Annotated in this window: 12 protein-coding genes and 1 pseudogene; 3 read left to right on the forward strand and 10 right to left on the reverse strand. The window is 69.9% G+C overall.

Annotated elements, in window-relative coordinates:
* Nucleotides 1-112: 112 nt before the first annotated feature.
* From VAB18032_RS25665 to VAB18032_RS25695, 7 genes are all read right to left on the reverse strand, one after another.
* On the reverse strand, nucleotides 113-1123 hold the full coding sequence (locus tag VAB18032_RS25665) for an ABC transporter ATP-binding protein (protein ID WP_013735849.1): 1011 nt from the start codon (nucleotides 1121-1123) through the stop codon (nucleotides 113-115).
* Entirely contained in the window at nucleotides 1116-2153 is a 1038-nt protein-coding gene (locus VAB18032_RS25670; RefSeq protein ID WP_043721905.1) for an ABC transporter ATP-binding protein, read from the reverse strand. Before VAB18032_RS25670 ends, VAB18032_RS25665 begins: the two co-directional genes overlap by 8 nt.
* 3 nt (nucleotides 2154-2156) lie before the next feature.
* A complete protein-coding gene (locus VAB18032_RS25675; protein WP_013735851.1) occupies nucleotides 2157-3101 on the reverse strand; it encodes an ABC transporter permease in 945 nt (314 codons plus the stop codon).
* A gap of 71 nt (nucleotides 3102-3172) precedes the next feature.
* Nucleotides 3173-4183 (reverse strand): ABC transporter permease, encoded by a 1011-nt coding sequence (locus VAB18032_RS25680; RefSeq protein ID WP_013735852.1) that lies wholly within the window; start codon nucleotides 4181-4183, stop codon nucleotides 3173-3175.
* A 106-nt stretch (nucleotides 4184-4289) separates the two neighbouring features.
* The gene (locus tag VAB18032_RS25685; RefSeq protein WP_013735853.1) at nucleotides 4290-5921 is read right to left on the reverse strand and encodes a peptide ABC transporter substrate-binding protein; all 1632 of its coding nucleotides are present in this window, start codon (nucleotides 5919-5921) and stop codon (nucleotides 4290-4292) included.
* A 362-nt stretch (nucleotides 5922-6283) separates the two neighbouring features.
* The gene (locus VAB18032_RS25690; RefSeq protein WP_013735854.1) at nucleotides 6284-6970 is read right to left on the reverse strand and encodes a response regulator; all 687 of its coding nucleotides are present in this window, start codon (nucleotides 6968-6970) and stop codon (nucleotides 6284-6286) included.
* The gene (locus tag VAB18032_RS25695; RefSeq protein WP_415878021.1) at nucleotides 6970-8208 is read right to left on the reverse strand and encodes a PspC domain-containing protein; all 1239 of its coding nucleotides are present in this window, start codon (nucleotides 8206-8208) and stop codon (nucleotides 6970-6972) included. Before VAB18032_RS25695 ends, VAB18032_RS25690 begins: the two co-directional genes overlap by 1 nt.
* A 192-nt stretch (nucleotides 8209-8400) precedes the next feature.
* Here VAB18032_RS25695 and VAB18032_RS25700 point away from each other — a divergent pair, with 192 nt between their 5' ends.
* The 3 genes and pseudogenes from VAB18032_RS25700 to VAB18032_RS25710 all read left to right on the forward strand — a co-directional run bounded on the left by VAB18032_RS25700 (nucleotide 8401) and on the right by VAB18032_RS25710 (nucleotide 11932).
* A complete protein-coding gene (locus VAB18032_RS25700) occupies nucleotides 8401-10110 on the forward strand; it encodes a PspC domain-containing protein (RefSeq protein WP_013735856.1) in 1710 nt (569 codons plus the stop codon).
* Nucleotides 10107-10343 (forward strand): annotated as a pseudogene (locus VAB18032_RS31330) (hypothetical protein); the annotation flags it as partial. The gene VAB18032_RS25700 and the pseudogene VAB18032_RS31330, both read left to right, overlap by 4 nt.
* A 341-nt stretch (nucleotides 10344-10684) precedes the next feature.
* On the forward strand, nucleotides 10685-11932 hold the full coding sequence (locus VAB18032_RS25710) for a phosphatidylserine decarboxylase (RefSeq protein WP_013735858.1): 1248 nt from the start codon (nucleotides 10685-10687) through the stop codon (nucleotides 11930-11932).
* A 61-nt stretch (nucleotides 11933-11993) separates the two neighbouring features.
* On the opposite strand, the gene VAB18032_RS25715 is transcribed toward VAB18032_RS25710, so the two are convergent.
* From VAB18032_RS25715 to VAB18032_RS25725, 3 genes are all read right to left on the reverse strand, one after another.
* Entirely contained in the window at nucleotides 11994-12920 is a 927-nt protein-coding gene (locus VAB18032_RS25715) for a CDP-alcohol phosphatidyltransferase family protein (protein ID WP_043725785.1), read from the reverse strand.
* A 371-nt stretch (nucleotides 12921-13291) separates the two neighbouring features.
* Complete coding sequence (locus tag VAB18032_RS25720; RefSeq protein WP_043725788.1) at nucleotides 13292-14197, reverse strand: NUDIX hydrolase; 906 nt, start codon at nucleotides 14195-14197, stop codon at nucleotides 13292-13294.
* A 131-nt stretch (nucleotides 14198-14328) separates the two neighbouring features.
* The gene (locus VAB18032_RS25725; protein ID WP_043721911.1) at nucleotides 14329-15276 is read right to left on the reverse strand and encodes an NUDIX hydrolase; all 948 of its coding nucleotides are present in this window, start codon (nucleotides 15274-15276) and stop codon (nucleotides 14329-14331) included.
* Nucleotides 15277-15290: the final 14 nt, after the last annotated feature.

Consider the following 15290-nt stretch of genomic DNA (forward strand, 5'->3'; position numbering starts at 1 on the left):
AGGAATCCGGGACGCCGGCCGCTGGTGACGGCCGACGCCCCGGATCACTGAGGAGGCACTTACCCTTACCGCCGATCCCGTACGGATGGTCGGGGCGGCGGCGTCTGTGCGGCTACTCCGTCGCGTGCACCACGTCGCGTACCTCGGCGAAGTGGCAGGCGCTCGGGTGGCCGGACTTGTCCCGAACCTCCAACAGCGGCTCCTGCTCGGCGCAGATGTCCTGAGCCTTCCAGCAGCGGGTGCGGAACCGGCAACCCGACGGCGGGTTGGCCGGCGAGGGCACGTCGCCGGTCAGCACGATCTGGTCGCGCTGCCCACGCAGCGTCGGGTCCGGCACCGGCACCGCCGACAGCAGCGCCTGGGTGTACGGATGCGTGGGCGTCTCGTAGATCTCGTCCTCGGTGCCGATCTCGACGATCTTGCCGAGGTACATCACCGCGACCCGGTCGGCGATGTGCCGGACCACCGACAGGTCGTGGGCGATGAAGATGTACGACAGACCCAGCTCGTTCTGGAGCTTCTCCAGCAGGTTGATCACCTGGGCCTGGATGGAGACGTCCAGCGCCGACACCGGCTCGTCACAGAGGATGATCTCCGGGTTGAGCGCCAGCGCCCGGGCGATGCCGATGCGCTGCCGCTGACCGCCGGAGAACTGGTGCGGGTACCGGTTGATGTGGTCGGGGTTGAGACCGACCAGCTCCAGCAGCTCCTGCACCTTGCCCCGCCGCTGACCCTTGGGCACCACGTCCGGGTGCACCTCGAACGGCTCGCCGATGATGTCGCCGACGGTCATCCGGGGGTTCAGTGAGGTGTACGGGTCCTGCATCACCAGCTGGATGTTGCGCCGGCCCCGTCGCCGCTCCTCGGCACCGACCTTGGCCATGTTGCGGCCCTGCACGAACAGGTCACCGGAGGTCGGCGTCTCCAGGCCGACAAGCATCCGGGCCAGGGTCGACTTGCCGCAGCCGGACTCGCCGACGACACCGAGGGTCTCCCCTCGGCGCAGTTGCAGGTTGACGCCGTCGACGGCCCGCACCGCGCCGATCTGCTTCTTGAAGACGATCCCCTGGGTCAGCGGGAAGTGCTTCACCAGGTCGCGGGTCTCCAGCACGTAGTCACTCATCGCCCTTGACCTCCTTCCAGAAGTGGCAGGCCGACGTACGGCTCGGCGTCACCTGATACAGCGGCGGCCCCGGGTTCTGGCGGCAGACGTCCTGCGCGTACCGGCAGCGGGGGTTGAAGGCGCAGCCCGTCGGGATGTTGGTCAGCGCCGGGGGCAGGCCCTTGATGGCGCTGAGTTCCTGGCCCTTGAGGTCCAGACGCGGGATCGACTCCAACAGACCCTTGGTGTACGGGTGGGCCGGGCTGGCGTAGATGTCGTTCACGCCGGCTTCCTCGATGACCCGACCGGCGTACATGACCGAGATCCGGTCCGCCACGTCGGCGACCACACCCATGTCGTGGGTGATCAGCACCAGGGCCATGTTCCGCTCCTGCTGGAGCTCGGCCAGCAGGGCCATGATCTGGGCCTGAACGGTCACGTCCAACGCGGTGGTCGGCTCGTCGGCGATCAGCACCTCGGGGTCGAGCGCCAGCGCCATCGCGATCATCACGCGCTGCCGCATACCACCGGAGAACTGGTGCGGGTAGTCGTTCACCCGTTGCTTCGCCGCTGGGATCTTGACCAGGTCGAGCAGCTCGACGGCGCGGGCCTTGGCGTCCTGACGGGACATGCCCCGGTGCTTGCGGAACAGCTCGGCGAGCTGGAACCCGACGGTGAAGACCGGGTTCAGCGCGGAGAGCGCGTCCTGGAAGATCATCGCGATCCGGTTGGCCCGGACCCGGCGGCGCTGCGCCTCGGGCAGCTTGAGCAGGTCGACACCCCGGTAGAGGATCTCTCCACCGGTGATGAACCCGGGCGGACTGTCCAGGATGCCCATGATCGCCTGAGCGGTCACGCTCTTGCCGCAGCCCGACTCGCCGAGGATCGCCCGGGTCTCGCCGGCCCGCACGTCGAAGCTCACCCCGTTGACCGCGTGGGCGATGCCGTTACGGGTACGGAACTCCACCTGAAGGTTCTTGACCTCCAGTGGCAGCGCGTTCGGGTCCAGGCCCGGCAGCGCGTCCAACTTGACGTTCACATCAGTGCTCATGCCTCACCGGAACTTCGGGTCGAGGGCGTCACGCAGGGCGTCACCCATGAGGATGAAGGACAGCACCGTGCCGATCAGCAGGCCGCAGGGGAAGAGCAGCAGCCACGGATCCTCCAGGAAGTAGACCTGGTGGACCGAGATCATGATGCCCCACGACTGGGCCGGCGGCTGGAGCCCGACACCGAGGAAGGTCAGCGTGGCCTCCGCGGCGACGAACGAGCCGAGCACGATGGTGGCGTACACCAGCATCGGGGCGATCGCGTTCGGCAGGATGTGCCGGAACATCAGCCGCGAGTTGCGGGCACCCACCGCCTTCGCCGCATGGACGTAGTCCAGATCCTTCGAGGAGATCACGCTGCCGCGGATGATCCGGGCGATGGTCGGCCAGGCCAGCAGGAACAACACCGCCGTGATGGTCCAGATGTTCTGCCGCTTGATCACGGTCAGGAACACGATCGCGCCGAGCAGGAACGGCAGCGAGAAGAAGATGTCCATCACCCGGGAGATGATCGCGTCGACCCAACCGCCGTAGTAGCCGGCGAGCAGGCCGAGCACGCCACCGACGATCACGATGGCGGAGGTCGCCATCACCGCGATCACCATCGACGGCCGCGCGCCGTAGATGGCGTGCGAGTAGTAGTCGCAACCCAGGATGTCGTACCCGAACGGGTGCTCCCAGCTCGGCGAGATCCGAGACCGGTCGGTGCTGCAGTTGCGCGGGTCCTGGCTGGTCCAGAGCTTCGGGAAGGCGGCCATCGAGCCGACCGCGAGGATGTAGAGGGAGGCGATCACGAAAACCGGGTCGCGGACCAACTGCCGCCGGGCATCCGCCCACAGGCTGGCGCTGCGCTCCTTGCCGCTGCCGCCGGTCGTGGCCTCCGTCGTCGGGCCGTCACCGCCGACCGGCGCGCCGCCGACGGCCGCACCCGCACTCGTCAGGTCACTCATGTCCACACCTCGTTTCGCTCAAGCCGGAGGCGGCCGGATGCCCCGCGGTCCGCGTCGTCACCACGAATCGGTCACTCATAGCGGATCCTCGGGTCGAGCACGGCGTACAGGAGGTCGACCAGCAGGTTGGCGACCAGGACGACCAGCACGAGCATGGTCACCACACCGACCACGACTGACGATTCGCCGGTACGGGCGGAGAAGGTCACCAGTCGACCGATGCCGGGCACGTTGAAGATCGTTTCCGTGACCACCGCGCCGGCCATCGCCGCACCGATGTCGACGCCGAGGAAGGTGATCACCGGAATCAGCGAGTTGCGCAGCGTGTGCACGCCGATGACCCGCTTGTTCGTCAGACCCTTGGCCTTGGCGGTCCGGACGTAGTCGGCCCGGATGTTCTCCATGATGCTGGTCCGGGTCAGCCGAGCCGTGGTGGCCAGCGAGACCGCACCGAGGACCATGCCGGGAATGATCAAGCTGGCGAACGGATAGTCGGGCTTGAAGCCAGGGGTGAACACTCCGACGGAGATCAGGTCAGGAATCCAGTCCTGGCCTCGCAGGATGTTACCGAACTTGACGCCGACGAACTCCCGCACCACCACGCCGAGCACGAAGATCGGCACCGAGATGATGAAGACCGTGCTGATCTTGACCATGTAGTCGAGGAAGCTGCCGCCGCGCAGACCGGCCAGCACACCGGCGGCGATACCCACGACCGCCTCGAAGACGATCGCGATCACCAGCAGCTTGAGGGTGAACGGGATGGCATCGGCCACCAACTCCGTCACCGGACGCTGACGCAGGTTGATGCCGAAATCGAAGTGGAAGAAGATGTTCTGGAGCCGGTCCAGGAAGAGCCCGAAACAGGGGTTGCCCTTCTGGTCGAGGCATGGGTCACCGTAGCCGAGCCGCTCGGTGATCGCCTGCAACAGCGCGGGCGGTGGGGTCCGGTCACCGAAGATCGCCCGGACCGGGTTCCCACTGAACTGGATCGCCAGCGAAGTCATGTAGTGGAGCAGGAACATGGTGCCCAGCACGGTGGGAATGAACTGGAGCAACCGTCGAATGACGTAGCGCCCCATCTCGGGGTCTCCTCTCGGCGCTGACGTGGCGGCAACGATCACCCTGGTGAGGTGACCGTTACCGCCACGTCGTATTACGGCTGGGTCAGGAGCCTGAAGCTCACTTCTACTTCAGAGAGGTCGCTGCGTAGTCCGCGTCGGAAACGGCGTTCCAGACGAACTGGTCAACGTTCTCGCTGTAGAGGGCACCAACCTTGTTGAACCACATCGGGATGACCGGCAGGTCCTCACCGACCAGGTCCTCCGCCTTCTGGTAGGACGGGATCGCGGCCTGGATCGAGTCGGCCGAGTCACCCTCCTTCATCGCGGCGTCGAACTCCGGGTTGCTGTAGGTCGAGTTGTTGCTGCCCGAGCCGGTGCCGTACAGCGGGTAGAGGAAGGTCTCCATGAACGGGTAGTCCGGGCCCCAGCCGAGCCGGAATCCACCGGTGAACTTCTTCTGGTCGGCAGTCTCGAGGTACTCGGCGAACTGCAGGTTGACCTTCAGCTCGTAGTCGATACCCAGGGCTTCCTTGATCTGGTCACCGACGGCCTGCAGCCACTGGTCGTGACCGGCACCGGCGTTGGCCCACAGGATCAGCTTCTCACCGGCCGGCCAGCCGCCAGCCTCGGCGAGCAGCTGCTTGGCCTTCTCGACGTCCTTCTTGCAGTACTTGCAGACGTCGGCGCGGGCACCCTCGAAGGTCGGGGCGACGAAGCCGGTGGCCGGGGTGAACCGGCCGTCGAAGACGGCGTCGATGATCGACTGGCGGTCGATCGACAGCGAGAGCGCCTGACGGATCCGCTTGTCCTTGAAGTTGTCCTGGTACAGCGGCATGCCGACGTAGGTGAAGCTGTCACCCGGCTGCTCGTACATGCGGTCGCCGTAGGTGGCCTTGGCCTCCTTGTAGCGGGCCGGCGGCACGGTGTACATCACGTCCAGCTCGCCGGCCTGGAAGGCGGCGTAACCGGCGTCGACGTCGGCGAAGATGCGGTACTCGATACGGTCCGGCTTGCCGGGCTCACCCTTCCAGGTGTCGCTGCGAACCACGTTGATCGCAACGTTGTGCTGCCAGCTGCCGTCGATCTTGTACGGGCCGTTACCGATCGGCTTCTCGTTGCAGGCCGCGATGTCGGCGACGCACGCCTCGGCCATCGGGAAGAAGCCCGGGTAGCCGATCGTGGTCGGGAAGCCGGAGAACGGAGCCTCCAGCTCGACGGTGAAGGTCAGGTCGTCGACCTTCTTGAGGCCGGAGAGCTCCTTGGCCTTCGGCTCCGGGGCCTTCTGCGGGCCGTCGCCGTCCGGGTCGGTGGACTGGACGTCCTTGATGCCGGCGATCCGCTTCATGAAGTAACCGTTGTTCTGGGCGTTCGGGCTGTAGGCCGCGAAGTTCCAGGAACGGATGAAGGCGTCAGCGTTGACGGCCTCGCCGTTGTCGAAGGTGTAGCCGCTCTTGATCTTGATGGTCCAGAGCTTCTGGTCGTCCGACTCGACCGACTCGGCCAGGTCCATCTCGACAGCGGAGGTCTGGGCGTTGTACTTCACCAGGCCACGGAAGAGCGAACGGATCACGTACAGCGACGGCTCGTCGTCACCACCGGAGGGCGTCAGGAACGCCGGCTCCGCGTTGTAGACGCGCAACGTGCCACCGGTCGAGGCAGCGTCGTCGTTGTCGTTGTCGCTACCGCCGCCGCAGGCGGTGGCCAACATGGCGGTGGCGGTCGCCGCGACCGCCACCTTCAGGAATTTCCCGCGCATGGGAGTGCCTCCTCAGGGCGCTCGGCTCACGAGGGGGTTGTGAGGTGCCTGCCACTGTGACACCAAATGCGCCCAAGCCGGAAGGCGTGTTATCAAGCCGATACCCGCCCGGGACGGTGCCGACATCCGCCTGGAGGCGAATTCGTTTCACCCCAGATGCATGGTATGACCTGCCCGTCAACAGCTTTTCGCGCCCGAATGGGGGATTGGCAGGGGGGCGTTATTGATCTCTGTGACGGTGGGAGATCAGAACGTGAGTCCGGCCACTTGTAGCGGGAGGCTACCCGAAAGTAGGAGGCGGCAACCAGACGTCACGGCACGCAGACGGACCGGGTGATCGGCCCGCCGACCCCGCCGATCGGTCAGACGAGTCGCCGGTCCGCGGCCCACCGGGACAGCTCGTACCGGTTGGACATCTGGAGCTTGCGCAACACGTTCGAGACGTGCGTCTCCACCGTCTTGATCGAGATGTACAGCTCCCGGGCGATCTCCTTGTACGCGTACCCACGGGCCAGCAGCCGCAGCACCTCGCGTTCCCGGTTGGTCAGCTGGTCCAGCTCGGGGTCCGCGACCGGGGCGTCCGGGCGGGCGGCGAAGGCGTCCAGCACGAAGCCGGCCAGCCGTGGGCTGAACACCGCGTCTCCGTCGGCCACCCGGCGGATCGCCGCGGCCAGCTCGTCCGGGGAGATGGTCTTGGTCACGTAGCCGCGGGCACCGGCTCGGATCAGCCCGATCACGTCCTCCGCGGCGTCGGAGACGCTGAGCGCCAGGAAACGCACCTGCGGGTGGCTACGCCGCATCGCCTCCAGCACCGCCCGACCGCCGCCGTCCGGCATGTGTACGTCGAGCAGGACAACGTCGGGTTCGGTGGCGGCGATCCGGCTGACCGCCTCGGCCACCGTGCTCGCCTCGCCGACCACCTCGACGTGTGTCCCCAGCTCAGCGCGGACGCCGGCCCGGAACATGGCGTGGTCGTCGACCAGAAACACCCGCAACCGCTGCGCTCCGGCGTCGTTCGGCTCCACCGGTGGCGTCGACTGCTCAGCCATCATCTGTCCCTCTCCGCAGTGGCCGAGTCCCTGGCGATCGGCAAGATCAGCCGGACCTCGGTCCCCTCCCCCGGCCGGGAGCGGATCTCCGCCCGGCCGCCGTGCCGCTTCATCCGTCCGATGATCGAGCCTCGGACCCCGTGCCGGTGATCCTCCACGGTATCCGGGTCGAACCCGGCACCCCGGTCCCGTACGAAGACACTGACCTGGTCAGGTTCGACCTCGGCGTACAGCGAGACGGTCTGCACCCCGGCGTGCCGGGCGGCGTTCACCAGCGCCTCGCGGGCGGCGGCGACCAACGCGCCCACCCGCTCGTCGGTCTCCCGGTCGCCGACCACCACCGCCTCGACCGTGATGGCGAAGGTGTCCTCGACCTCGGCCGCCGCCTGCTCCAGTGCGGCCGCGAAGCGTTCCGTCGGCGACGCGGTGGGCTTGTAGAGCCAGTTGCGCAACGAGCGCTCCTGGCCCCGGGCGAGCCGCTGCACCATCTTGACGTCACTGGCGTTGCGCTGGATCAACGCCAGGGTGTGCAGCACCTGGTCGTGCACCATGGCCGCCAGCTCGGCCCGCTCCTGCTCGCGGATGCGGCCCTCCCGCTCCGACCGGAGCTGGTTCCAGGTCCGCCAGAGCACCGGCGCGGCCACCACTCCCACCCCGGCCAACCCGACCAGGGCGAAGATGACCCCGTTGACCACGGCATCGAGGTTCTGGGCCGGGGAGTACACGGCGGCGACCCCGATGATGCCGACCGCGACCAGCACCCCACCACCGACGAAGCGGAGCACGAAGGCCCGCCGGTCGCTCTCCTCCACCACCGCGCTGAGCCACGGCACCGGCATCGACTCGTTCCACTGACGCCGCCGCTCCGGCCCGGACTGGTGCCATATCACTCCGGCGCCGACCGCGATGATCGCGACCAGCCAGCCGGCCGTGCCGGCCACCCCGACCGAGTCGAAGACCAAGACCTGGATCAGCAGTACGCCCAGCCCGATCGCCACGAACGGCAGCAACTGGGTGACGTCCCGACGCGGTGGCGCCGCGGTGTCACCGGGACGCAGCGGAACGACGGCCCAGAAGGCGGCGTACAGCAGCAGACCGAGGCCGCTCAGGCCGAGCAGCACCATGAAGGCGACCCGGACCCGGACCACCGGGACACCGAGGTGCTCGGCGATGCCGGCGGCCACCCCGGCGGCCATGCGGTCCTTCGGGTCTCGGTAGAGACGGGGTGGCTGACTCACGGTACTGATCACGGACTCCCTGGGCAGGACCTGCGCCGGATGCGGTGGGGTTCCGGCCCAGGTTGATCGTCACATGCAGGGGGACGGCCGACCACGGGGACGCCCCGGAGATTGCGGGGCGCAGGATCTCAGGGTGGGGTCAGGGTCGTATCCGGAGGTTGTTCGGGCATCGAGCCGCGCAGGATCGAAGACATGACCGACGATGCTGCGCAGCCGAACCGACCGGAGCCGACGGACGCGGGCACGACACCGCCGACCGCGTCTCCCGGCCCGGCCGCCGCATCGGCGGGCGCGACCGGGGACCACACGGCAGCACCGGGCAGCCCACCGATGCCCACCGCGCAGACCCCCTCAAGCGCCCCCACAGCGCCCGCCGGCCCCGGCCCGGCAAGCCCTCCCGGGTACGACCAGACCGCCCCACCGCCTCCCGGTGGCGGCTCGCCCGGCGCCCCACCGCCTCCCGGCGGTGCCGGCGGACCGTACGGAGGTGCCGGCGGACCGTACGGAGGTGCCGGCGGACCGTACGGAGGTGCCGGGTTCACCTCGCGGTACGGGCTCGTCCGCCCTCGCGACGGCCGCTACCTGGCCGGTGTCTGCGCCGCCATCGGTCGAGCCACCAACACCGATCCGGTGCTCTGGCGGGTGCTGCTCGCGGTACTCGGCTTCTTCGGTGGCGTCGGCATCCTGATCTACGTCATCGGCTGGTTGATCATCCCGGGCGAGGGCGACACGGCCTCGCCGGTCGAGTCGATGCTGGGCCGGGGCAGATCCAGCATGTCCCCGGTCACCGTGATCGTGCTCAGCATCCTGGTCGCGGTGGCCTTCGGCTACATCGTCACCGACGCGTTCCGCGCGGTGCTGCTCGGCGCGGCCATCCTGGTCGGCGGGGCGTTGCTGCTCAACCGGCAGCAACACCAGACGCAGCCCGAGCCGGCCCCGATGACCACACCGCCGAGCGCACCGGTGCCGCCGGTCAGCTATCCCGCCCCCAGCGTGTACTCACCGGCGTACGCCGCCAGCACCCAGACCAGGACCCACATCCCGCCGTACGGCCCGGTCCCCCCGCCCGGTACGCCCTCCACCGCAGCACCGAGAGAACCGAACATGCCTCCCTCCCCCACGCCGCCCTGGCCGACGACGAGCACGCAGAGCGCACCGCTGGGCCCGCCACCCCCCGCGCCGCTACCGCCGACGTACCGTCCCCCGTTCGCCCCGCACGGCCCGTACGCCAGCCGGACCATGCCACCGCCACCGCCGCAGGCGCCGCCCAAACCGCCGAAGAAGCCCCGCGAGCGGTCCGCCCTGGGCGCGGTGACGTTCTCGCTGATCTTCGTCGCGCTGGGTCTGGTGGTCGTGCTCGACATGCTGAACGTCTTCGGGATCGGTGCCTCGGCCTACTTCGCGGCGGCGCTCGCCGTGATCGGTCTCGGCCTGCTGGTGGGTACCTGGTTCGGTCGGGCTCGCTGGCTGATCGCGCTCGGCCTGGTCACCGCCGCCGCGCTCGCGGTGGCGACCGTCGCCGAGTCGTACAACCGGCTCGGCGGCATCGACGGCGCGGTCGTCTGGGCCCCGACCAACCAGCGCGAACTGGCGCTGCGGTACGAGCAGAGCTTCGACGACGCGGTGCTCGACCTGCGCGCGATCGACTTCAGCCAACTGGACACCGAGGTCACCGTCGTCATCAACTTCGGTGAAGCCACCGTGCTGGTGCCACCGAACGTGGACGTGACGACAGTTACCCAGGTCACCGCCGGCGACGCGGACATCTTCGGCGAGCAGCGCGGCTGGGGTCGGGACAACCACCGCAGGGAGATCGTCGATCTCGGTCCGGACGGGCCGGGCGGCGGGAAGCTACGCCTGAACCTGCACGTCAACGCCGGAAAGATGGAGGTGACCCGATGAGGGCACACCGCACCGACCTGGTGTCGTTCGCCTTCGGGCTGCTCTTCCTCGCGCTCGCCGCCTGGTGGCTGCTCGCCCAGGTGGTCGGCCTCGTCCTGCCACCGGTGGGCTGGTTCCTCGCCGGCGGGCTGATCCTGATCGGTCTCCTCGGTCTCGTCGGCGCGCTGCGTTCCAGCAAACAGGCCAACCAACCGGAGCAGCCCGGTCCGGGCCCCGCAGGCTCGGACACGGCCGGTACCGGCGGGCACGAGGCGACCGAGTCGCCGGACGCCCGGCAGGACGAGGCCGCGGGTACGGGCACCGATGCGGACCGGAGCACCGACGACGACCGTACGCTCGATCTGGCCGACGACGCAGACCTGCCGCGACGGCGAGGCCCGGCTGCCTGACCATGCGACAGCAGCAGTGGGCCGCCTATGCTGGCCGGTGTGCTCCCGCCATCGCCGGCCGGCCCACGCGCGGGCATCCCGCGCGGGTCAGCCGGTTCGCGCGGGCCGCTCGCGGCCGGGCCGACCTCGCCGCCGGGCGGTGATCTCGCGTCAGTCGCCTCTATCCCGTCAGGAGCCCGTTCGAGATGACCCAGTTCCCCGGCGTGCGTGCCGCCGGCCGGTCCGGCCCGGTCCGCCTCGGCGAGCGTGCCGCCCGCACCCTCGTCGCCGAGCTCGCCCGGATCAACGACCCCAAGGCCGCTCTGCTGGTCGGCGCGGCACCGGAGTCCGCGGTGCTGGCCGCGGCCATCGAAGCGCTGCTGCCCGGCGACACCCTCACCGTGGTGCCGGCCGAGTCGGTCAGCCCCACGGCCCTGCGTGAACACGTCAGCGCCCAGGGACGCTGGGTCGCCGATCGGGTCCGCGTGGTGGACAGCCTCGCCGAAGCCGAGCCGGCCGCGGTGGTCGTGGCCGGTGAGGCGCTGGCCGGTACCGCCGAGGAGGCGCGCGCGACCGTCGAGACGCTTACCAAGTACCTGGCCGACGGCGCGCTGTTGAGTGTGGCCACCGCCGTCGGCCGGACCGCCGGTGCCGCCGCCGAGTTGGAGCGCCAGGGCGCGCTGCACGGTGTCGGTGTCGACCTGGTGCTGCGAAACCCGGAGCCGGTACGCGTGTTCCGGCTCCGTTTCACCCCGACGGACGCGGCGGCGGCGGAGCGCCTCGCCCCCGCCTACCGTCCGTCGAGCGTGCCGGTGACCCGCGACATGCACATCGACTCCAACGGTGTGGCCGCCGCCGGCATCGCCCTCGGGTTGGCCGCGCTGACCCGGCTGGCCCGGCCGAAGTCCAAGCTGTGGCTGGTGCCCGCGCTGGCCGCCGCACCGGTGGCCGCCTTCTTCCGGGATCCCGAACGGGATGTGCCGGAGGACCCGTCGGCGGTGGTTGCCGCTGCCGACGGCAAGGTCCTGTCGGTCCAGCGACTGCACGACGAACGCTTCGGCGACGGCGAGTTCCTGCGGATCGCGGTCTTCCTGTCGGTGCTCGACGTGCACGTCAACCGTTCCCCGGTGGCCGGCAAGGTGGTCGACTACTTCGTCGCCGACGGCGGCTTCGTCAACGCGATGAAGCCGGACGCCGAGCACAACGTGGCCGCGTACACGGTGCTGGACACCACGCACGGCACGGTGGTGGTGGCGCAGCGGACCGGCCTGATCGCCCGGCGGATCGTGCAGCGGGCGCCGATCGGCACCCTGCTGGCGCGCGGCGAGCGGTTCGGGCTGATCCGGTTCGGCTCGCGTACCGACGTCTACCTGCCCGTCGAGGCCGCGGACCCGCTGGTCGGGCCGGGCGACAAGGTGGTCGGCGGGTCGACCGTCATCGCCCGCTGGCGCTGATCGGAACCGAACGACAAAGGGCGCCGCGGTCGACCGCGGCGCCCTTTCGTCGGTACGGGGATCAGATGGTGCGGCGCTGGTGCAGCCAGAGCAGCGGCCCGCTGATCAGGTAGCCCACCACGATCAGGCCGAAGGTGAGCCGCACGTCGATCAGCGCGCCGATCACCGGAGCGAGCCAGAGCCACGGCGGCAGCTTGACCAGCCGGGCGAGCTTGGCGTACGGGAAGCTGCTGACCATGGTGAAGGCGAGCAGCGCCACCCCGGCGATCTGCACCGCGCCCGGCACCGGCAGACCGATCACCACCATCAGGGCGAGCACCGCCGCCGCCATCGTGGTCGGTACGCCGCTGAAGAAGCGGCCGTCCTGGGGCGAGACGTTGAACCGGGCGAGCCGGATCGCGGCACAGGCGGCGACGAGCGCGGCGGCCACTCCGGCGGCAGCCGTCGGCACCTCACCGGCGAGCGAGGCGTAGACCACCACGGGCGCGGCGAGGCCGAAGGAGCACATGTCGGCCAGCGAGTCCATCTGGGCGCCGAACGGGCTGGAGACGCCGAGCTTGCGGGCCAGCGCGCCGTCGAGTCCGTCGAAGGCGACACAGGCGATGAGGAGCAGAGCGGCGACCCGTACGTCGCCGTTCATGGCGATGAAGATCGCGTTGATGCCGAGCACCAGGCTGGCCAGGGTGCAGGCGTTGACCAGGGCGAACTTCACCCGACGCGCCATTGTCCGCGCACCGGGCAGCAGCGGTACGGCGCTGACCGTGGCGACGTCCGGCGCCGGGGATTCGACCTGGGGAGCCGGGCCGATCGCCGCAGGGGCGATCGTCTCGATCCGGGTCCGGTGGAACCGCTGCAAGCCGTAGCGACGGCGGGGACGATCCGAATACCGGGGCTCGGCCAGGGCATCGGTCGCGCTGTGCAGCTCGCCATCGCGGCGGCCGACGCGGACCAACAGGACCTGACGGGCCAGGCTGCCACTGCGGCGCAGCGGGCCCGTCCAGCTTCGCCCTGCGGGACGCGGGCTGTCAGTCGTACGACGCCGGCGCCAGGGGGCTCTCGGCACGCTTCCTCCATCACCGGATCAGCTGGCCGCCCGTGCGGGGCGGGTGTCCGGCTGTCTCGTTGCCGGACCGTTCGGGCCCGGCAGCCCATTTTGCGGAGTACACCATCGCATAGGCGAGTGGGGATTGGCGATAGCTGCCGGCGGTACTTATATCTCCCCTAACCATGCGAACCGCACGGTTGTTTCCATCTGGGGCATCATCGCCCGTTTTCCTCCCTCGACCCTTCTCCCGACTGTACCGGAGATCGCCTTCCCGGGCCGCCGGGCGACCGGCGGGGTCCGGTCGCCCGTCCGGCTCACCCGCCGGTCGCCACAGCCTCGGCGGCGATCTCCGTCAACGGAAGTTCGCGCAGCTCGGCCGGGGTGAACCAGGCGGCACGGGCGGTGGAGCCGCCGGCCAGCTCAGTGACCGCCGGCTCAGTCGGGCGGTCGACCAGCACCCGGTAGACGACGCGGATGCCATGCCAGTCGATGGGATAGCCCTCCGGCCCGAGCGCGGCCGGATTGTGCAGGTTGTCCACTCCAATGAGTTCGGTCACCCGACCCAATTGGCCGGATTCTTCGACCAGTTCGCGTAGCAGCGCGGTGACCGGCTGCTCACCATGGTCCGTACCGCCACCGGGCAGATGCCACTGACCGGCACCCGGATAACCGTCCGCGATCAACGCCAGCAACACCCGTCCGGCCGGATCGGAAACCAACCCGTACGCTCCGAAACGCTGCCGCCGAGCGGCGTCCGGCGCGGCGAACGGCTCCCGCCGACGCAGCGCCCCGGAGGGCAGCGGCACGACCGGCAGGCCCAGCGCCTCGGCGGTGAACGGCAGCAGCGGCAACCCGGCCGCCTCGTCCGGCGACAGCCAGCGCGCCAGATCGGTGGTGCCGTCCGGCTCGCCGCGCAACGTGCCGCCCACGGCCGTCACGTCGAACAGCACCCGATCCGTGTGCAGGGCGACCCCCAGGTCGGGGTAGGGCGTCACGTCGGCGACCACCGCGCGCAGCCCGGTCACCTCGACGGCGAGCCCGGTCTCCTCGGCGACCTCACGGAGCACCGCCCGCGCCGGATGCTCGGCGTGCTCCAGGCCGCCGCCCGGCAGCGACCAGACGCCGGGAAAGTCGGCCCGAGCGGACCCCCGCACGAGCAGCACCCGCCCGTCGGGGTCCCGCAGCACGCCGTACGCCCCCACCCGCCGTACCTGCTCCACACCGACCCCCGCCCGCACGACCGTCTCCGGCCGCCCGGCCGCTGTCGATCACGAAGTTGTCGCCACCTGTCGGGGGCGTGCCCCCGACAATAACTTCATGATCGCGCGGCCGGGCGCGGAGTGTGCGGTGGTCAGGTGAGGCGGGCGGCCTGGACGGCCTCGGCGGTCACCTCGGTGAGGCGGTCGGTCGGCAGGGCACCGAGTTCCTCGCGGGCGAACCAGCGGGCCTCACAGGTGGAGCCGCCGACGTCGGCGACCGTGGGCGGGGCCGGCTTGTCGACCACCACCCGGTAGAAGGCGCGTACGCCGTGCCAGTCGATCGGGTAACCCTCCGGGCCGAGGGAGGCTGCGTCCCGGTGGCTGGCGACACCGAGCAGCCCGATCAGGCGCCCGGTCTGCCCGGTCTCCTCGACCAGTTCCCGGATCAACGCGGCACCCGGCTGCTCGCCGTAGTCGGTGCCGCCGCCCGGCAGATGCCAGCAGCCGGCACCCGGGTAACCGTCCGAGACCCGGGTCAGCAGCACCCGGCCGTCCGGATCGGTGACCACCGCGTACGCGGCGAAACGCTGCGCCCGGTGCAGGCCGTCCGGACCGGGTACCGCGTAGAAGGAGGGGAACTCCGGCGGCTCGTCGGGCACGATGTCGGCCGAGGAGGTGGGCAGCCCGAGGGCGCGCGCGGTGAACGAACGCAGGGGCAGTTGCCGGGCCTCCTCGCGGGTGAACCAGCGGGCCAGGTCGGTCGGCCGGTCGACCCGGTCGGTAAGCGAACCACCCCGGACCGAGACCTGGTAGACCAGCCGGTCGGTGTGGATGGTGATGCCGCGCTCGGGCAGCGCCCGCATGTCGGCCAGGACGTCCTGAAGGCTCGCGACGGAGACCGACAGCCCGGTCTCGGCGGCGGTCTCCCGGACGACGGTGTGCTGAGGGTCCTCACCGTGGTCGACCGCCCCACCGGGCAGAGACCACGTACCGGGGGTGCCGGAGCGCTCCGATGCGCGAACCAGCAACACTCGGTCTACCGAATCAGTACAGACTGCGTATGCCGCGATCCTGCGGAGCGGCTCCAGCATGGTGGTCACGGAGCCAAATTCTC

This window comes from Micromonospora maris AB-18-032, assembly GCF_000204155.1.
Classification (GTDB): domain Bacteria; phylum Actinomycetota; class Actinomycetes; order Mycobacteriales; family Micromonosporaceae; genus Micromonospora; species Micromonospora gifhornensis.

Bases quoted from the DNA above. Each gene is read 5' to 3' on its own strand.
- VAB18032_RS25665 (WP_013735849.1), bottom strand. From the start codon at position 1,123: ATGAGTGACTACGTGCTGGAGACCCGCGACCTGGTGAAGCACTTCCCG.
- VAB18032_RS25670 (WP_043721905.1), bottom strand. From the start codon at position 2,153: ATGAGCACTGATGTGAACGTCAAGTTGGACGCGCTGCCGGGCCTGGAC.
- VAB18032_RS25675 (WP_013735851.1), bottom strand. From the start codon at position 3,101: ATGAGTGACCTGACGAGTGCGGGTGCGGCCGTCGGCGGCGCGCCGGTC.
- VAB18032_RS25680 (WP_013735852.1), bottom strand. From the start codon at position 4,183: ATGGGGCGCTACGTCATTCGACGGTTGCTCCAGTTCATTCCCACCGTG.
- VAB18032_RS25685 (WP_013735853.1), bottom strand. From the start codon at position 5,921: ATGCGCGGGAAATTCCTGAAGGTGGCGGTCGCGGCGACCGCCACCGCC.
- VAB18032_RS25690 (WP_013735854.1), bottom strand. From the start codon at position 6,970: ATGGCTGAGCAGTCGACGCCACCGGTGGAGCCGAACGACGCCGGAGCG.
- VAB18032_RS25700 (WP_013735856.1), top strand. From the start codon at position 8,401: ATGACCGACGATGCTGCGCAGCCGAACCGACCGGAGCCGACGGACGCG.
- VAB18032_RS25710 (WP_013735858.1), top strand. From the start codon at position 10,685: ATGACCCAGTTCCCCGGCGTGCGTGCCGCCGGCCGGTCCGGCCCGGTC.